Source organism: Pseudomonas sp. PS02303 (assembly GCF_029959925.1).
In the GTDB taxonomy this organism is placed as follows: domain Bacteria; phylum Pseudomonadota; class Gammaproteobacteria; order Pseudomonadales; family Pseudomonadaceae; genus Aquipseudomonas; species Aquipseudomonas mandelii.
In genome coordinates this window covers 1-16,588 of record NZ_JASCOM010000016.1, presented here as the reverse complement: position 1 = coordinate 16,588, position 16,588 = coordinate 1, and the positions used below count along the sequence as shown (strand labels likewise).

At 53.9% G+C, this 16,588-nt stretch carries 15 protein-coding genes and 2 pseudogenes; 12 read left to right on the top strand and 5 right to left on the bottom strand.

Annotated features, from left to right (window positions below; translation table 11 throughout):
- Positions 1-322 precede the first annotated feature (322 nt).
- Positions 323-558: pseudogene (locus QMX98_RS06745) on the bottom strand (OprD family outer membrane porin); the annotation flags it as partial.
- 665 nt (positions 559-1,223) lie between these two features.
- Between QMX98_RS06745 and QMX98_RS06740 the strand changes: the two are divergent.
- The 11 genes from QMX98_RS06740 (at position 1,224) to QMX98_RS06690 (ending at position 11,429) form a co-directional block, all read left to right on the top strand.
- Positions 1,224-1,637 (top strand): DUF305 domain-containing protein, encoded by a 414-nt coding sequence (locus tag QMX98_RS06740; protein WP_282410468.1) that lies wholly within the window; start codon positions 1,224-1,226, stop codon positions 1,635-1,637.
- Between the two features lie 75 nt (positions 1,638-1,712).
- The gene (locus QMX98_RS06735) at positions 1,713-1,982 is read left to right on the top strand and encodes a DUF2933 domain-containing protein (protein ID WP_077747124.1); all 270 of its coding nucleotides are present in this window, start codon (positions 1,713-1,715) and stop codon (positions 1,980-1,982) included.
- 2 nt (positions 1,983-1,984) lie between these two features.
- The gene (locus tag QMX98_RS06730) at positions 1,985-2,632 is read left to right on the top strand and encodes an isoprenylcysteine carboxylmethyltransferase family protein (RefSeq protein WP_077747125.1); all 648 of its coding nucleotides are present in this window, start codon (positions 1,985-1,987) and stop codon (positions 2,630-2,632) included.
- A 319-nt stretch (positions 2,633-2,951) separates the two neighbouring features.
- Entirely contained in the window at positions 2,952-3,827 is an 876-nt protein-coding gene (gene ppk2 / locus QMX98_RS06725; protein ID WP_138738996.1) for a polyphosphate kinase 2, read from the top strand.
- Positions 3,828-3,849: 22 nt separating this feature from the next.
- Positions 3,850-6,279 (top strand): heavy metal translocating P-type ATPase, encoded by a 2,430-nt coding sequence (locus QMX98_RS06720; RefSeq protein WP_077747126.1) that lies wholly within the window; start codon positions 3,850-3,852, stop codon positions 6,277-6,279.
- A gap of 913 nt (positions 6,280-7,192) precedes the next feature.
- Positions 7,193-7,825, top strand: a complete 633-nt coding sequence (locus QMX98_RS06715; RefSeq protein WP_077747128.1) for a LemA family protein — start codon at positions 7,193-7,195, stop codon at positions 7,823-7,825.
- A 41-nt stretch (positions 7,826-7,866) separates the two neighbouring features.
- Positions 7,867-8,667, top strand: a complete 801-nt coding sequence (locus tag QMX98_RS06710) for a YgcG family protein (protein ID WP_077747443.1) — start codon at positions 7,867-7,869, stop codon at positions 8,665-8,667.
- A 2-nt stretch (positions 8,668-8,669) separates the two neighbouring features.
- The gene (locus QMX98_RS06705) at positions 8,670-9,167 is read left to right on the top strand and encodes a TPM domain-containing protein (protein ID WP_077747129.1); all 498 of its coding nucleotides are present in this window, start codon (positions 8,670-8,672) and stop codon (positions 9,165-9,167) included.
- A 61-nt stretch (positions 9,168-9,228) separates the two neighbouring features.
- Positions 9,229-9,777, top strand: a complete 549-nt coding sequence (locus QMX98_RS06700; protein WP_077747130.1) for a general stress protein — start codon at positions 9,229-9,231, stop codon at positions 9,775-9,777.
- Between the two features lie 51 nt (positions 9,778-9,828).
- A complete protein-coding gene (locus QMX98_RS06695) occupies positions 9,829-10,083 on the top strand; it encodes a heavy metal-associated domain-containing protein (protein WP_077747444.1) in 255 nt (84 codons plus the stop codon).
- Positions 10,084-10,199: 116 nt separating this feature from the next.
- Positions 10,200-11,429 carry an MFS transporter gene (locus QMX98_RS06690; RefSeq protein WP_238706142.1) on the top strand — a complete coding sequence of 410 codons (1,230 nt, stop codon included), beginning with the start codon at positions 10,200-10,202 and terminating at the stop codon, positions 11,427-11,429.
- A gap of 287 nt (positions 11,430-11,716) precedes the next feature.
- On the opposite strand, the gene QMX98_RS06685 is transcribed toward QMX98_RS06690, so the two are convergent.
- Positions 11,717-11,932, bottom strand: coding sequence for a hypothetical protein (locus QMX98_RS06685; RefSeq protein ID WP_138738998.1), 216 nt, complete (start codon positions 11,930-11,932; stop codon positions 11,717-11,719).
- Between the two features lie 497 nt (positions 11,933-12,429).
- Between QMX98_RS06685 and QMX98_RS06680 the strand changes: the two genes are divergently transcribed.
- Positions 12,430-13,434, top strand: coding sequence for a cytochrome D1 domain-containing protein (locus QMX98_RS06680; RefSeq protein WP_282410467.1), 1,005 nt, complete (start codon positions 12,430-12,432; stop codon positions 13,432-13,434).
- 309 nt (positions 13,435-13,743) lie between these two features.
- Here QMX98_RS06680 and QMX98_RS06675 read toward each other — a convergent pair.
- From QMX98_RS06675 to QMX98_RS06665, 3 genes and pseudogenes are all read right to left on the bottom strand, one after another.
- Positions 13,744-14,037, bottom strand: a pseudogene (locus tag QMX98_RS06675) (MFS transporter); the annotation flags it as partial.
- Positions 14,038-14,555: 518 nt separating this feature from the next.
- A complete protein-coding gene (locus tag QMX98_RS06670; RefSeq protein WP_282410466.1) occupies positions 14,556-15,881 on the bottom strand; it encodes an OprD family porin in 1,326 nt (441 codons plus the stop codon).
- Positions 15,882-16,100: 219 nt separating this feature from the next.
- Positions 16,101-16,433: a DUF2790 domain-containing protein gene (locus QMX98_RS06665; protein WP_077747133.1), complete on the bottom strand. Its 333-nt coding sequence runs from the start codon at positions 16,431-16,433 to the stop codon at positions 16,101-16,103.
- Positions 16,434-16,588: the final 155 nt, after the last annotated feature.

The following is a 16,588-nucleotide window of genomic DNA, read 5'->3' as shown; positions in this document are numbered from 1 at the left end:
AGCAGGCGGCGGCGTTCATGCCACGGGATTGTCATGTCTGCCGCTCGGAAGGTTTTTCCGCCTTATCATGCACCGAGCTTATCAAAGAGAGCGACGCGTGAAGGCGACGCTGATGGTGGTCAATGTGGCTAGCAGGCGGAGAGCTGGTGTTTACGTTGATGGTCGTTTGTTGACCAAGCCTGCTCGAAATTCGTGTAAGGCCATGACCAAGAAATAAAAAAAAGGCGCCACAAGGGCGCCTAAGCCGCCTCCCACCAAAGGAATAACAAGGAGACGGGGTGTACCTAGCAATCGAACAATTGATGCTGCAGGTTAGCGCTCGTTAAAGCAGTTGCAGTGGGTACTCGACAATCAGACGAACCTCATCCAAATCAGATTCGAAGGCAGTAGCCCGAGTCGTCGCTTGGCGAACACGCAAAGACATGTCTTTCAGAGAGCCGATTTGAATGATGTACTTAGCTTCGATGTCACGCTCCAACGCTTCTGGTCCTGTAGTGGGGCGCCATCAGCTCCTCGGCGCATATAGAAACTGTTCGCATTCGAGTAGGTTTTCTCCGAGCGCTAATTAATTGTAATTAGATATTAGTCAGTAATACCTGTCAGAAAGCTGCCGCTAACATTACTTATGTGTCAGGTATGATATTTGCTCTGTTAATGTCATTCCTGACAGTGCATCGTGGTTTACACCTCGTCAGCTAAATAGGCTCGGATGGTGCTTAACACCTATGCGCATCGAAATGCTAACCAACTAGAAGCTGACAGGAATGTAATCTTAATTTCAGTCGACTGTCCGTCAAACGTGGTCTAGGGTGAAATGTGAGCCTTTGGGTATGTGCTTACTTGAGCGTTGTGAAACAGCATTTTGCTCGAGTTACGCTTGGTAGTCTTGAGGCTTGGGGTAAACATCTTGAGGCCGAACATTTTCGTCTAATGATCAACTGTGATGAAAATCTATTAGACGTCGGCCAATTTTTGTTGAGCGGTTCCGTTTCCACCTCCACGTGTGCGGGGTTTGCGCCGAGCCTCTGTGAGGCTTGCGCCCAGGGCTGTAAACGAGTCGATGGAGGTATGGGAGATTGCGTCAGGGCCTGTTGTGAATGGGATCAGCGTTGCCGAAAAATGGTTGGCACTTAGGGTTGGTCAGGCCTCATGCGGTTCAGAAATAGCAATTTCCGTGTTCGGTGGGCAATGGCCAACCCTCCCGCCCTAACAGGAGATTCACAATGTCACAGTATATCAAGCACAACAGCGCTAGCCGGTTCACTTTGTTGATGAGGGCGGTAGCGATGGTTGTTGCGGTAATGGCAGCAGCGCCGACGTTGGCCAATGCCGCAGAACCCGCGAAAAGCGAAACGATGCCGATGCCGATGCCGATGCCGATGCCGATGCCTTCCGAGCAGATGGATCAATCGAAGATCACGAAGCAACTGGGCGGCATGTCCATGACTGGTGATGCGGATTATGACTTCGCGGCCAACATGCGCATGCACCACCAGATGGCAATCGAAATGGCGCAAGCCGAACTCAAGAGCGGAAAAAATCAGGAGATGCTCCATATGGCCAAGGACATAATTGCCGCGCAAAAGAAGGAAATCGACGTATTCGATCAGTGGATTAAAGCGAATAAAAAACCATGACTATGGTGAGGCCAAAGTCTATCAATGCGCTGCGTTTTTAAAAGAAATACCCGCGTCGGTTTGAAGGAGAATTTAGTGAATCACGACCACCTCCAGCACAACTCTGAGCCACCAGGCTTCTGGAGCTCGCGCTACTTGATCGGGTTGATCGTTTTTGGCGCCATTGCTGCGTTTTTCCTGTTCAGCGAGCACCGTGTCCACTTCTTCGGCGCGCTGCCGTTTCTACTGCTGCTGGCGTGCCCGCTGATGCACTTCTTCATGCACGGCGGCCATGGTCACCAACATGGAGACCCATCGACCAAAGTCCCCCCTGGACCATCGCAGCCGCCCAAGACTGGAGATTAGTCATGCACGACACCCCGTCTTACGGACTGTGGACGCTCGTCATCCTCAATTCGGCCATCTTCATCATATTCGCGTTCAGTTTCTTCAAGCCTCAGACCGCACGCGACTGGCGCACTTTCGGGGCGTTCGCAGCCTTCATAGTCGCTCTGTTCGTCGAGATGTACGGCTTCCCGCTGACCATCTACCTGATGTCGGGCTGGCTTCAGACGAAGTTTCCGAGCCTCGACCTACTGTCCCACAACACCGGCCATCTGTGGTCGACGTTACTCGGAGAGAAGGGCGATCCGCACTTCGGTGTGCTGCACATCGCCAGCTATGTCTTCCTTGGCTTCGGCTTCTATTTACTGTCCAGCGCGTGGAATGTCCTGTACCACGCGCAGCAGCGCAAAGGTCTCGCCGTGTCAGGCCCGTATGCGCATATCCGCCATCCGCAGTACGTTGCGTTCGTACTTATTCTGCTGGGCTTTCTGTTCCAGTGGCCGACGTTGCTGACCTTGCTCATGTTTCCTATTTTGCTAGTGATGTATGCGCGGTTGGCTATCACAGAAGAGGTGGAGATGCGTAAGCAGTTCGGCGCGGAGTTCGAAGATTATGCGGCGAAGACACCACGCTTTCTGCCATCGCTGCGCAAGCGGCTATCGGCCACCTGAAGCGATGTTGCCTGAAGGCTCGCTGGCACTCCTTTAACTCGGTTTATTCCGGCGGCTATGGACCAATACCTGAATCGCGTTAGCAGGTTCAACAACGCAAGCAACGCATCAATCCCATTCCATCTGTTGATTGCTCGGGTCTTGTACCTCAGCAGAACGAGCCTAATGTCAAGGGACGTACCCGTATCGGGTACGTGTGCAGACAGCGCGTAAGCGCCTAAAAAATCTGCGTACGTAACAACGATCCAGATCGAATCGGTGGTCACCAAGATCAATCAGTTTTGCCCTGAAGGTCCGAGCTGGGCGATGGAGTACTTCCATGAGCAAAAAGAAAAAAAATGTCAGGGGACGTGATGCATTCGCTCTGCCGGTTACAGGCGGCGCAGATATTTTGCCAGCGGAGCGTATTGTCAGCAGAGGGCAAACCGAGGCATTGATCCCACCTGATGACTATGCAACTCAGCTTCGTGTTTTGCAGATTGAGTTGGTCAAGCTGCAGAGGCACTTCATCGGCTGCGGCGATAGGATTCTCGTGCTGCTGGAGGGGCGAGACGCCGCCGGTAAGGACGGCAGCATCAAGCGCGTCGTCGAGCACCTAAGCCCGCGCGAAACGCGCGTCGTGGCACTCGACAAACCCTCCGATCGCGAGCGCAGTGGATGGTACTTCCAGCGTTTCGTCGTCCACCTCCCTGTGGCTGGGGAGCTCGTTCTGTTCAATCGAAGTTGGTACAACCGTGCCGGCGTCGAGCATGTGATGGGCTTTTGCTCTAATGACGAGCATGAGGAGTTCATGCAATCGGTGCCGAAGTTCGAGGAAGTGCTCGTCAACTCAGGTATCAAGCTGCTGAAGTATTACCTCGATATCAGCAAGGACGAGCAGCGGCGCCGTCTAGACGAGCGGCAACGTAATCCGCTCAAGCAATGGAAGACGAGTCCGATCGATGCTGTAGCCATTAAACGTTGGAAGGCGTATTCCGCCGCGCGCGACGAAATGCTGATGCGAACGCATACCGCTATTTCACCGTGGCGCATCGTACGGGCTGACAATAAGCGGCTAGCGCGTCTAAATCTTATACGCGACGTCCTCTCCCGACTACATTACGCGGGCAAGAAGAACAAGCTCGTCGAGCCGGATCGGGACATCGTATTCGAATTCACGCCCAATTGCGTCGACGCTGGGAAACTGGCGCGCTGATGTCAGCCCCTCAGGAGCGAACATGAAAACAGGCACCTTCGAAGTGGGGGAGTTAATCTCCACCCTGAGCGCGGCCGGCGTCCACCGACAGATTGCAATGCTATCGGGTGTCCATCATGTCGACGTGAACTATGTGGCCGGGAGTGCCACCGTGCACTTTGACGAAGCGAAAACGTCGCTTCAAGAGATCCGGCAACGCATCATTGACTGCGGCTACCACTGCCGTGGTGAACTCGTTCCCGCTCACGTCTGCGAGCCTACAGATCACAAGATGACCGAAGACGCGCATACAGGCCACGTGGCGCATGGCGGTAGCAAGGGACATGCGCCGAAGGAAATGGCACCGAGGAGTGATCCCCATGCGGGCCACAGCGTCAAGCTCGCGCAACCGATGAGTGAAATGACGCACGATATGGGCCATGCGCCCGGCATGTCGATGCAGGACATGGCCAACGATATGCGTAATCGCTTCTTCGTTGCCCTGTTGTTCGCAATTCCTGTCTTCCTGTACTCGCCAATGGGCAAGATGTTCGGCGATTTCGCAACTCCGTTCGACCTCAATCGGAAGGTTTTTCTGTTCATCGCCGCCACTGGCGCGATCGCCTATCCGGGTTGGCCTTTCTTCATCGCAGCCTGGCGTGCTGCGCGCAACCGGGTGGTCAACATGGCGACCCTGATTTTACTCTCGGTCGGCACTGGGTATGTGTTCAGTGTGGGGGCCACCTTCCTCTACGAAGGCGAGGTGTTCTACGAAGCGGCAGCCGTGCTGCTGGTCTTCATTCTACTGGGCCACTGGCTTGAGATGCGTGCACGCGCGGGTGCCTCAGATGCGATCCGGGCCCTTATGGATCTGGCCCCGCCGATGACCACGGTGCTACGCGCTGGCGTCGAGACCGAGGTGGCCACCTCGGAGGTGCTGACAGGCGAGACAGTTATCATCAAGCCAGGCGACAAGATTCCGGTTGATGGCGAAATCATCGAGGGTAACTCTGAGGTCGATGAGTCTATGCTGACCGGCGAATCGATGCCCGTGAAGAAGGCTCTTGGTGATGCCGTCATTGGCGCCACGATCAATAAAAGTGGTAGCTTCCGCTACAAAGCCACGAAGGTTGGCGCCGACACGGCATTGGCCCAGATTGTCAAACTCGTCCAGGAAGCCCAAAACTCCAAGGCGCCCGGGCAGCTACTCGCTGATCAAGCCTCGCAGTGGCTGGTTCTAGCAGCCATTGCCATTGGTTTGCTCACTTTCGGCGTGTGGTTCTGGGTCCTGGACCAGCCACTGCTGTTCGCTTTGACGCTAACGATCACGGTGTTCGTTATTGCCTGCCCCGACGCCTTGGGCCTCGCCACCCCGATGGCCATAATGGTCGGTACAGGGCTCGGCGCTATGAACGGCATCTTGTTCAAAAACGCCGCCGCACTTGAGAACGCTACCAAGCTAACCGTCATCGTTTTCGACAAGACGGGCACACTCACACTAGGGCAGCCTGACGTGGTAGAGATGGTCACCGCCCAGGACGTCACCGAAGCTCAGTTGCTGGCTACCGCTGCGGGGGTAGAGAAATTCTCGGAGCATCCCTTGGCGTTGGCGGTGCTCAAAAGATTGGGGACCTCGCAGGCCGAGGTCGCGACGGGCTTTACCAACATCGATGGTCAGGGTGCTCACGCGATGATCGCCGGTGAGAAGGTACTGCTCGGAAACCTCAAGCTGATGGAGTCCGAAGACATCCCATTGCAGGCGCTGGCCACAGAAGCCTTCCGACTCCAGGGTGGGGGCCGCACCGTAGTGTATGTCGCTCGCGGCGGAAAGCTGATCGGCCTGATCGCCATCGCTGATGCCGTGCGGCCGACCTCCATGGCGACGATCGCCAAGTTGCAGGAGCGCGGTGTAAAGGTGGCGATGATTACCGGCGATAATCAAGCCACGGCCGATCGCATCGGCAAGGAGCTTGGTATTGATATAGTGCTGGCTGACGTGCTTCCAGGCCAGAAAGCATCCAAGCTTAAGGAGCTTCAAGCGCAGGGGCACAAAGTTGGCATGGTAGGCGACGGCATCAATGATGCGCCGGCCCTGACCCAGGCCGATGTAGGTTTCGCGATCGGTGCCGGCACCGACGTGGCTATTGAAAGCGCGCAGGTCATTTTGATGAAAAGCGACCCGTACGATGTCGTCGGTGCTATAGAACTGTCACGTGCCACCCTGCACAAGATGCATCAGAACCTATGGTGGGCGGTTGGTTACAATTTGATCGCCTTCCCTGTGGCAGCCGGCGTCTTTTACCCGTTTACTTTGTCGCCAGAAATTGCAGCATTATCGATGTCGGGTAGTTCGGCCGTCGTGGCAATCAACGCTTTGCTACTCAAGCGGACCAAGCTCGCCGGTATCAAGCGTGTACGGCAACAAATTACACCTACGGCCGGCGCGCAGGCTTCCTCGGGCGTCTCGGTATAAGCCTAAGCCGGCCGATTTGTCCCACGGGCCCGATCATGCGGCAAGAGGAAACCGACACTGTCGCGACCTTGTACGCAAGCCTTGCTGCCGCAGTGTGGCAACACGAGGTCAGTGGATTGCCAGGCAGGTGATGTAGCTCATGCTGAAGTGGCAACTCCGTGCCCTCAAAACAGATGCGCACTACCCGAGTTAGTTATAACACCCTGCGTTTCGGTATGAACTATCAAGAGCCAGGGCAGTGTGAAGTAGCCGCCGATATTTGATGTCATTCCTGTTTCAGGCGAAAAAATCTGTAAGGCTACTGAAAATCAGACCTCTGCTCTCTTGACTCATATTTTCCCTTGAGCCAAAGCTTTGCAGGGTGCAAATCACAAGCGACGAGCGGAGGAGGTTCATTCTGGTTACTTTGACCTAGATCAATCTATCTTTTCCCTCATCCTCGTACTGTAAATTTATCCACTATCCATAAGAAAAGAGGGAAAATTCATGAAACTGAAATTTTTCATCTGATTTATATCAACTCTGACTTTATTCCTCTCGGCTCTCATTTGACTCTGCCAGTATGACCAACACTGTCCAGACTTCAGGAAAAATATACCTGAAGATCGTTGTACATTGATGGCCGAGTACATGAACGCGATGCAGGATGACATGTCTAATCTAAATGGCATGGGTGTGAAATCGTCGGGCACACAAAACCGTCACTGCAATTGGTACACAAATAAATGCAAACGGCGATGGATCCGAAAAGATCTCATTATTAGCAATGCGATGAGCGGTATTGCCGCTCCGTGGCGAAGAGTTTTTATAGGTAGTACTTGGTCTTCGCAACCAAAACATGGCAAGGATATTGCCGAAAGGCGCAACAGTCACAATGTTGTCCGGTTTGAAAACCTGTTTTTGGAAAAATAAAATGCGCAAATTATGGATCCTCCTGGCAACGCTGGTTGCTTTAAACCTAAGTGGCTGTGGCTACAACACATTCCAGAGCAACGATGAGCAAATAAAAGCGAGTTGGTCTGAGGTAGTAAACCAATACCAGCGTCGGGCGGATCTGGTACCTAATCTGGTCAATACCGTCAAAGGCTATGCTGCGCATGAAAAAGAAGTACTAATCCAAGTGACGCAGGCGCGGGCACAGGCGACCTCCATACAAGTGACGCCAGAGGTGCTCAATGACCCGGCCGCCTTTGCCAAGTTTCAGGCTGCACAAGGCGAGCTTTCCGGAGCGTTGTCCCGGTTGCTGGCAGTGAGCGAAAACTACCCGCAACTGAAGGCAGACGCCAGTTTTCGCGATTTGCAGGCGCAGCTGGAAGGTACCGAAAACCGCATTGCAGTGGCACGCAATCGTTACATTAAGTCAGTGCAGGAATTTAACGTCACGGTTCGCTCGTTCCCCTCCAATTTGACGGCGATGGCATTCGGATACAAAGAGAAGCCTAATTTCACGGTAGCAAACGAAAAAGAGATCGCTAAGCCTCCCACAGTAGATTTTGGGTCAGCGCCTGCTCTTCCCTCAAGCGGGAGTCAGGGAGCAGCCAAGTGACCATGGTGCGCACGACAAGCGCCGCGTCGTTGTTTGTCTTAATGCTTTGCTGGTCTTTCCTCGTGGGTGCTCAAGTTGCAGTCCCTCCCTTGACTGGCCGGGTCACTGACCAGACAGCGACGCTCACCGCAGATCAGACAGCCAATCTTGAGCAAATTTTACGGACGTTTGAAGCCAAGAAAGGCACTCAACTCGCACTTCTCATTGTCCCCAGCACCCAGCCGGAAGCGATCGAACAATATGCTTTACGAGTTGCTGAGCAATGGAAGTTAGGCCGGAAAAAAGTGGATGACGGCGCAATCCTGGTTGTCGCGAAGACCGACCGTGCGCTTCGTATCGAAGTAGGCTACGGGCTTGAGGGCGTGCTCAATGACGCCACCAGCAAGCGCATAATCAGCGAGATCATCACGCCGCGCTTCAAGCAAGGAGACTTCTACGGTGGCATTGCTGCCGGGCTCGACCAGATGATCCGGGTAATTGATGGCGAACCGTTGCCTACCCCCAACGCACAACCTATCGGCGGTGTTACAGATATTCAGCAGTATGGGCCGCTCGTTTTTATTCTTGCGCTCGTGATCGGCAGTGTTCTGCGCCCCGTTTTGGGCAGATTTCCAGGCGCGCTAGTCACTGGAGGGGTTGTGGCCGTTATCGCTTGGTTGGTGGCCGGCGCACTGCTCATCGCGTTGGGTGCGGGAGTGATGGCGCTCTTGTTCACGTTGGTCGGTGGCGGTATGGGCGGATACGGCATGGGGGGGCATCGTGGAGGATTCGGTCGAGGCGGTGGTGGCTTCGGCGGAGGCGGAGGCGGGTTTGGCGGTGGCGGCGCATCGGGGAGATGGTAACCATGAATATCAAACGCATTCTGAACCATCTTGTTATGACCCACTGGCAGGTCAATCGGGCTTTCCCCCACGAAACGTTGATCGTGATAGAGCAAGCGATCAAAGCCAGTGAAGCTGCACACACCGGAGAAATCCGTTTCGTTGTTGAGGGCGCCCTGGATAGCACACCGCTTTTCAAGGGCCAGTCCGCGCGCGAGCGCTCTGTCGATGTTTTTTCGCAGTTGCGTGTATGGGACACCGCTCACAATAACGGTGTGCTGATTTATCTATTGCTCGCTGACCGGGACGTGGAGATTGTTGCCGATCGCGGGATACACGTGAAAGTAGGCTCTCAAGAATGGCAAAGCATTTGCCTCCAGATGGAAGTCGCCTTCAAACAATCCAATTACGAACACGGCGTAGTCAGCGGTGTTCAGGCGGTTACACAGCATCTGACGAAACACTTTCCCATTGCCGGCGTTGAGCCGAATGAATTACCGGATAAACCAATGGTTCTCTGAGGAGCCCTCTATCGCTGGTGCCAACCAAAAAACTCAAGCACGCTCAACCGAGGAACAGAGCATGACACTCCAACTGGATCAACATGACGCTGTAGTCGCTGTATTCGTTCATCATCAGGATGCAGAGGACGCTGTCCGCAAACTTGCTGCCAGTGGTTTCGACATGACGCATTTCAGTATCGTCGGACAAGGTTTTCATTCCGAGGAAAAGGTTGTGGGTTTTTACAATGTCGGCGACCGAATTAAATTTTGGGGTAAGAAGGGCGCATTTTGGGGCAGCCTTTGGAGCCTGTTCTTCGGCGGAATATTTCTGACCCTTCCTGTGATCGGGCCTGTCATGGTGCTTGGTCACTTGGCAGGGATCGTCGTTGCCGCTGTCGAGGGTGCAATTCTGGTCGGTGGGTTGAGCGCGCTTGGCGCTGCGCTTTTCAGCATCGGCATTCCGAAGGACAGCGTTATCCAGTACGAGCAAGCCGTCAAAGCTGATGGATTTCTTGTTGTAGCCCATGGATCCTCGGACGAGATGGCGAGATCCAAAGCAATCCTTGAGTCAAGCAATCCGGCAAGTATTGATCTGCATGAGAAGGTGAAGGTCCATGCAGGAGACTAAAAGCGTATTACTGCAATGTTTGTATTCCCTATCATGAAAAGGAGTATCACCATGCAAAATCAAACGTTGAACGTAACGGGTATGACGTGTGACGGCTGCACCAGCAAGGTGGCAAACGCGCTGAAAGCAATTCCCGGAGTCCATGACGTAGTAGTGTCGCTCTCGACCGGCGAGGCTGCGGTACGTTATGACGAGCAACTGACCTCACCCGATCAACTGAAATCGGCCGTTAAAGGCGCGGGCTATGGCGTGGATATGGCTAAGGCCGCGTCCAGTCATCAATCCAAGGGCGGTTGCTGCAGTTAACTCGTCCCTATGATGCCCAGCAGTCAGACCGCAGGCATGACTCGATGGCCTGTGGCTACATGAGGGTCACCAGCGTGCGCTCAGCAGGTTTGCCCATCGCGACTATGGTCACGCTTATGCTGAGCGTGTTCACTGTGTCGATTGGCTTTGGCATAGTGCTTCCACTTTTGCCCTACCTGATTGAGCGACTCCTGGGCGCGGGAGGTGATGCTGCGCAAGTTTCCCGGCACACGGGATTACTGACGGCTATCTATACCCTTTCACTTTTTCTATTCGCCCCCCTGTGGGGTCGACTTTCCGATCAACGCGGCCCGCGTGGTGTACTGCTTATTGGACTCCTCGGCTTTGGCGTAACCATGTTGGTTTTCTCGTTTGTTGAGAGTCTCGTCGCTGTATACGCCGAGCGTTTTCTGAGCGGCATGTTCGCCGCCGCCGTGACGCCTGTAGTTGCGGCGGTGATAGGAAACGTCACGACGACTGAACAGGGCCGAGCCCGTCGGCTTGCGTTCGTCAGCATGACAGGGATTAGCGGCTTCCTGCTTGGACCGATGCTGAGCGTGTTCGTAACGCGCTTTGCCGCAGATACCTTCAACCTCGCCTTGCCGCCAGGATCAGTCGCGGTTCCGCTCGCGGCGACGGGGTTACTCGCCTTTTTAGTGGCTGGTGGAGTTGCGTTTGCTCTACCAAGTATCGACGTCCTTGGTCGGTCAACGAAGATATCGAAGGCCTCGGCCGATCAAAAAACATGGCTCGTGCCAAAACTCCTTATTCTCACGTTCATCGTTTCGGTCGGCGTCGGGGCCTTCGAGGTCGGGCTCGCACTACGTGGTAAACAGGAACTTGGTTTGAGTCCATATCAGATTGCGCTGATGTTCACCGAGTGCAGCTTGGTGATGTTTGGGATGCAAGCAATCGTATTCTCACCCTGGTTTAAGCCGGACACGACCCGCTGGCTCATCGCGCCCGCACTCTCCGTGCTGGCAGCTGGGTTGTTCCTTGTACCTTGGGCATCTGATTTTATGTTGATGCTGGTCGTGATCGGTGCGGTCGCTGCCAGCGCCGGCATCCTGTCGCCGATCCTCACTTACTGGATCTCGGCCAAGGCTGGAAGTGCGCAGGGCTGGGAGCTAGGCAAGCAAACGGCAGCGTCCAGTCTTGGGACAACCTTAGGGTCGGCGGTCGGTGGAATCCTCTACAGTACTGTCTATCTGCCAGGTGCCTCTTTCGTTCTGAGCGCGAGCCTCACAGTGCTTGGCTTCTTGCTAAGCCTTGGGCTGCCGCATTTACTAATGCTTCCTGATTTATGCTCTCGTTCAGTATCCGCGCGATCGAGCAAGCAAAAATGAAAAAAGTAGGGCGTTAGATTTCTCGAGGTATTAAAAGCCCAGTCTGATTTCGATCACGAACATCATGCTGTCTCGATTAACGAATGATAAAGCGATAAAACGTTGTCAATCTTTTAAGTTTACGGCGCAGTAGCGACTTCCTGCTTAGGTGCAGCGCTTTCAGCTGCCGCGGCGAATTGAAATATCAGGTGCTCATGTACGCTGCGGCTTTGGGTGAGTGCGTCCTTGGCCCTGAGGAGGGTGTTTTGTAGGCGATCGTTGTCTTGCGCCAGGCGCTGTTCCCGTGTTTACAGTCCACCTAGGCGGGTTTGCTGAGCGAGTAGGTGCTGCCGGAGTTCAGTCAGTTCGTGTTCCAGGCACTGCTGGCGCTGTTCAGTGGCCTGGCGCTCGTCGTCGTGCTGTTGAGCGACTGACTCCTGGTAATGGGCGCGATCAGTCAGACGCGGTTCGAGGTCGAACTTTTCACTGCCCAGACCAGCCAGGACCACTTCCTGACGCTGCACGGCTTCCGTCAGCCCTTGGTTGCCAGCGCCAGGGCCTGCTGTTCCTGAACCTTGATTAATGCGTCGTGTTCTACAAGAGTTTGCTGCAACTTTCCCTTCAGCGCGGAGGTGGCTGGTTACCTCGACCATTATGGACAGCTTCCTGACCCCTTGATGTTCTGGCTATTTGGTCGGGCACCCTTGCAGCGCTTATTAGATGACCACAGTCAGACCATGCTCTAACCCAGATGCACATTAACCCGAGGCCCACCATGAACGGCGTCCCCATGAAAAAAGCATTTCGTACACGGTTGTTGAGCAGCAGTTTGATCCTTGGGCTGAGCTGTTTCGCTTCGTCTTGCCGTGAGCAATAACTTTTTTTTTCCGCAGCGCTCAATGCCGAGTAGTTGATCATGATCAATGAGCGACTGGTTGCGGCGGCGCAGCATGGTAGGCAGGCGATTGCTCGCAGAACACCAGTCGCAATAGTCACTGTTTCGCTAAAAGGATCAGCGCACATGTTCAAGTTCAAACTGCTTTTGGCGTCCAGTCTCGCTCTGGCTTTAAACGTAGCCCTGGCAGCGCCAGTTGGCACTGTGTACACGGCCAATGAGCGCGACAGTTCGATTAGCCAAGTCAGGCTCGACACGGGGGTGGTCAAAACGCTGGCCCTGAACATTGCACCGCATAATTTACAAATCAGCGCCGATGGACGCTGGCTGCTGGTGGTGGGCATGCCTGCGCATGCCGAGCATCAAACAGGAGCCATGAGGGCGGGTGAGTTGCTGGTGTTCAGCACTGCCACGCTGGATAAACCGGCCTTTAGCCTGCCAGCGGGGCAACATCCTGCCCACGTAGTGACTGACCTGAGCGGGCAGCGGGCTTTCGTTAGCGACTCTTCCGCTAATCTGGTGCGGGTATTTGACCTACAAGCACGCACTCAGCTCGGCACTGTCAAGACCGGTAGTTTCCCCCATGGTTTACGCCTTAGCCCGGATGGCAAGATGCTGTATGTCGCCAATATGCGCAGTGGCAGCGTATCAGTAATCGATACCGCAACGCTGAAAGAAGCCACGCAAATTGCCGTTGGTAACGGCCCCGTGCAAGTCGGCTTCGCCCCAGACGGGCGGCAGGCCTATGTGTCGCTGAGCGCGGAGAACAAGCTCGGAATCATCGATACGGAAACACAACGCTTGATAGGTAAAGTTGCCGTCGGCAGAACGCCGATTCAGATGTATGCCACGGCAGATGGTCGCCAGGTCTACGTGGCCAATCAGGGCAGCAGCAGTGAGCCGGATGACCGCGTCTCGGTGATTGACCCGCAGACCTTGAGCGTTGTCGCCACCCTGGCCACCGGTAAGGGCGCTCACGGCGTGGCCATCAGCAGCGACGGCGCTTATGTGTTTGTTAGCAATATCGAGGCGGGCACCTTCTCTGTGATCGATACTGCCAGTCGCACAGTGGTGGCCAGCCATAAAGTCGGGGCCGGACCCAATGGCATTAGCTACCAAGTGCCCGAGTGAGCCGCAAACAACCGCTGGTTTGTGCTGCCGGACTGCGGCAACCGAGTCTGACGGTCCAAAGACTTGTGTGAGCGTTTGCTGTCAGGGTGGTGTTATAGAGCAAGATCGCATCATTGAATCGCTATCGAGTCGCAGCTAACTGACGAAGCATTTCGTCAACATGCAATGACAGCAGAATGGCGGCATCTAGTGCCGCCAGAAATAGACCAAGCGACTATTTCATTGATTTGCATGCCGAGGCAGGGCTATCGAAATCAAAGCTGCGAGCAGCACGAAGGCGCTCGATATCCATAAGCACGTCCCCAGCCCATACACCGGCAAGGCCACCAAAAACCAGACATCGCAGGTACCGAACAGGAACATCCGCGCCGCTAAAAGAATATTGATCGCCCGGCTCTTGGACAGGATGTCGCGAAACTTTGGCTTGGCTTTGGCCTTGCCCAAATCCTTCTTCAACAGGATCAGGCTACTGATCCAAATCAGCGCCAGTACGCCGGCCATGGCCAGCAAGGCGCCTTTGAAGCCGATCAATGCCAGCAAGGCTCCGCCAAGAAAGAAGCCGACACCCTTGAGTGCGTTCTTCAAGCCGATGAGGATCGCTAAACGAGGAGTTTTCTACGGTCGCGACGTAAGGTGTATGGAAATTAGCGAAATTATGTCCTGAGCATAAACTCGCTAATTTCGATACACATGCTGGGCGTGATGGATATTGCTCCGTCGGCAGAATAGCCTCGTATACAACTGGCTGACCTGGCCGCCGAGCCGCAAGGTCCTTGCGCCAGCGGGAACTGTTCATCTAACGCAATTTTCCTGCGTTGTGTGTGAGCGCTTTGCATACGCCGCAAGGGATCTGCGTCCCAACCTTGCTGGATAGCTTAGTCGAGAAAACCCCGTTGCCCCTAATGAGTTGGCCATAGTTACCTACCACCGAAATCATCGCTTGCGACGACAAACTGAAAGCGGGGCAAACAAAGGTACTGACAACAGAACGTCCTCCCTTATGTCAGTCCACATAAAAAAGGCGCCACTAGGGCGCCTAAGCCGCCTCCCAAACCAAAGGAGAAACAAGGAGACGGGGTGTACCTGGTAGTCGAACAATTGGTGCCGCAGGTTAGCGCTCGTTAAAGCAGTTGCAGTGGGTACTCGACAATCAGTCGGACCTCATCCAAATCAGATTCGAAATCGGTAGCACGCGTGGTTGCTTGGCGAACACGCAGAGACATGTCCTTCAGAGAGCCTGACTGGATGATGTACTTAGCCTCAATGTCTCGCTCCCAACGCTTTTGGTCTTGCAAGGGTGCTCCATCTGCTCCGCGACGCATGTACACGCTGTTCGCGTTGGAATAATCAGCGTCCCACCCCTTCGCGTAGCGAGTCATGAAGCTTAGGCCCGGAATGCCAAAAGCTTGCATATCCAGGTCGTAGCGTAGCTGCAAGGATTGCTCTTTCGGAGAGTTGAAGTCGCTGTACTGGATGGAGTTATCCAGAAAAATCGAGTCTGATTGGCGCAGGTAGTCGAAGTCGTCATTGCCGTTGCTGCGCTGATAGCCAACGGTCACCGTGTGGACGCCGAATTTGACCCCGGTTTTGCCGCTCCAGATGTTGTTATCAAAGCTGCCTAGGAGTTTTTTACCCTCGTCGACCGCGCGGTAGTAATTAAATCCACCGATCAACGCGATGTTGTCTGAGAGCGGATAACTAAAGGAAGTGCCAGCGTAATACTGATTCCAAACGTCCTTAAATTGGCTGGAGTAAAGACTCACACCAACATGCTCATTAACGGTGTAATCGCCCCCTAGGTAGGCAATCCACGGAGCATCAACAGCACCGGCATAGAAAGTCGAAAATCCGTCACGCATGCTGCTCGAATTGGGTTGGCTCATCGCATGCAGCCGGCCCCCCTGAATGGTCAGGTCTTTAATGCTTATATTGGTAAACGTTGCCCCCCTAAAGCTCTCTGGCAGCAGTCGAGAATCGCCATATGCCACGACAGGCGTGGATGGAAAGACGTCTCCTACTTTGACCACCGTATCCGTAAAGCGAGCCTTCGCGGCTCCGCCTACTTTTGAGTAAGAGTCTTCAGGTTGGCCTTTGCTGTTGTAGGGCATGACATCCACTGAGCTTCGAGCCCCCGAGCGCCCATCACCCGAATCAAGCTTGAGTCCTACCATTGCAAATGCATCAATGCCGAACCCGACGGTGCCTTGGGTAAAGCCCGACTCAAAACGTCCAATAATCCCATGAGCCCATTCTTCAGCGTAGCCATTGCCTGTAGGACTTGACTGACCCTTTCGATAGTCACGATTGAAATAGAGATTACGATTGAGAAGACTAAAGGTGCTCCCTTCAATGAACCCCTCAGGTTTTTGCTCAACGGCCACTGCAACTTGCCCCATGCTCATACCAAGGGCAATGAGAGAAAGACCATAAAAGCTTTTATTGTTCATTTAACACCCCAGGCTTTAGCTTGGCAGAGTTTCTTTATGAAATATTTTTGTCATTATAAAAAGCCACCGGCACGTAGGGATTCCCTCTAAGTGCCGGCAGACATAATTTCATACAAAAGATAACTCCAGCGTGACCTGAAAATTACTTCTATGTCAGCGACCAGTAAGCATGCTTAAAAAGCCTAATGAATGATCTGACGTAGATATGACCTTTAGGGGTTAGCTTCCGTGTGGGCAGTTGGTACCCATAATCTTGTACTCCACGGTATTAAGCCTGCCCGCCGAGTCTTCATAAGTCATGCGCGAAGGCGCAACACTACAGGTTTTGTTGGCTTGCGTGACACTGATCACCTTCTGAATATCGAGGTTCATACCATATTCATAATGAACAACCTCAGGGATGGCCTTACCATTTTTCAAGGCATATTGCTCCATCGCCTGTTGGTTTTCTTGCATCATCCGACCGTAAACGCGGTCACCGCCGCCTTCAGCCATGGCCAATGACGACAAGGTCAAAATAGTGACGGCAAAAAGTGCTTTGAGTGATTTCATGATTATCTCCTGGTTCTCACTAACTTCTGAATAGAGAATAACCAATGAAGCCTTTCAGAAAGCTGCCGCGAATATTACTTATGTGTAAGCTTTCCCCCTTTCCCCCTTTCCCCCTTTCCCCCTTTCCCCCTGTACTTGTGAGCGCAACTCTTAGG

Coding starts and splice junctions, on each gene's coding strand:
- QMX98_RS06700 (WP_077747130.1), top strand. CDS start 9,229: ATGACACTCCAACTGGATCAACATGACGCTGTAGTCGCTGTATTCGTT.
- QMX98_RS06730 (WP_077747125.1), top strand. CDS start 1,985: ATGCACGACACCCCGTCTTACGGACTGTGGACGCTCGTCATCCTCAAT.
- QMX98_RS06720 (WP_077747126.1), top strand. CDS start 3,850: ATGAAAACAGGCACCTTCGAAGTGGGGGAGTTAATCTCCACCCTGAGC.
- ppk2 (WP_138738996.1), top strand. CDS start 2,952: ATGAGCAAAAAGAAAAAAAATGTCAGGGGACGTGATGCATTCGCTCTG.
- QMX98_RS06680 (WP_282410467.1), top strand. CDS start 12,430: ATGTTCAAGTTCAAACTGCTTTTGGCGTCCAGTCTCGCTCTGGCTTTA.
- QMX98_RS06710 (WP_077747443.1), top strand. CDS start 7,867: ATGCTTTGCTGGTCTTTCCTCGTGGGTGCTCAAGTTGCAGTCCCTCCC.
- QMX98_RS06715 (WP_077747128.1), top strand. CDS start 7,193: ATGCGCAAATTATGGATCCTCCTGGCAACGCTGGTTGCTTTAAACCTA.
- QMX98_RS06670 (WP_282410466.1), bottom strand. CDS start 15,881: ATGAACAATAAAAGCTTTTATGGTCTTTCTCTCATTGCCCTTGGTATG.
- QMX98_RS06690 (WP_238706142.1), top strand. CDS start 10,200: ATGCTGAGCGTGTTCACTGTGTCGATTGGCTTTGGCATAGTGCTTCCA.
- QMX98_RS06740 (WP_282410468.1), top strand. CDS start 1,224: ATGTCACAGTATATCAAGCACAACAGCGCTAGCCGGTTCACTTTGTTG.
- QMX98_RS06695 (WP_077747444.1), top strand. CDS start 9,829: ATGCAAAATCAAACGTTGAACGTAACGGGTATGACGTGTGACGGCTGC.
- QMX98_RS06665 (WP_077747133.1), bottom strand. CDS start 16,433: ATGAAATCACTCAAAGCACTTTTTGCCGTCACTATTTTGACCTTGTCG.
- QMX98_RS06705 (WP_077747129.1), top strand. CDS start 8,670: ATGAATATCAAACGCATTCTGAACCATCTTGTTATGACCCACTGGCAG.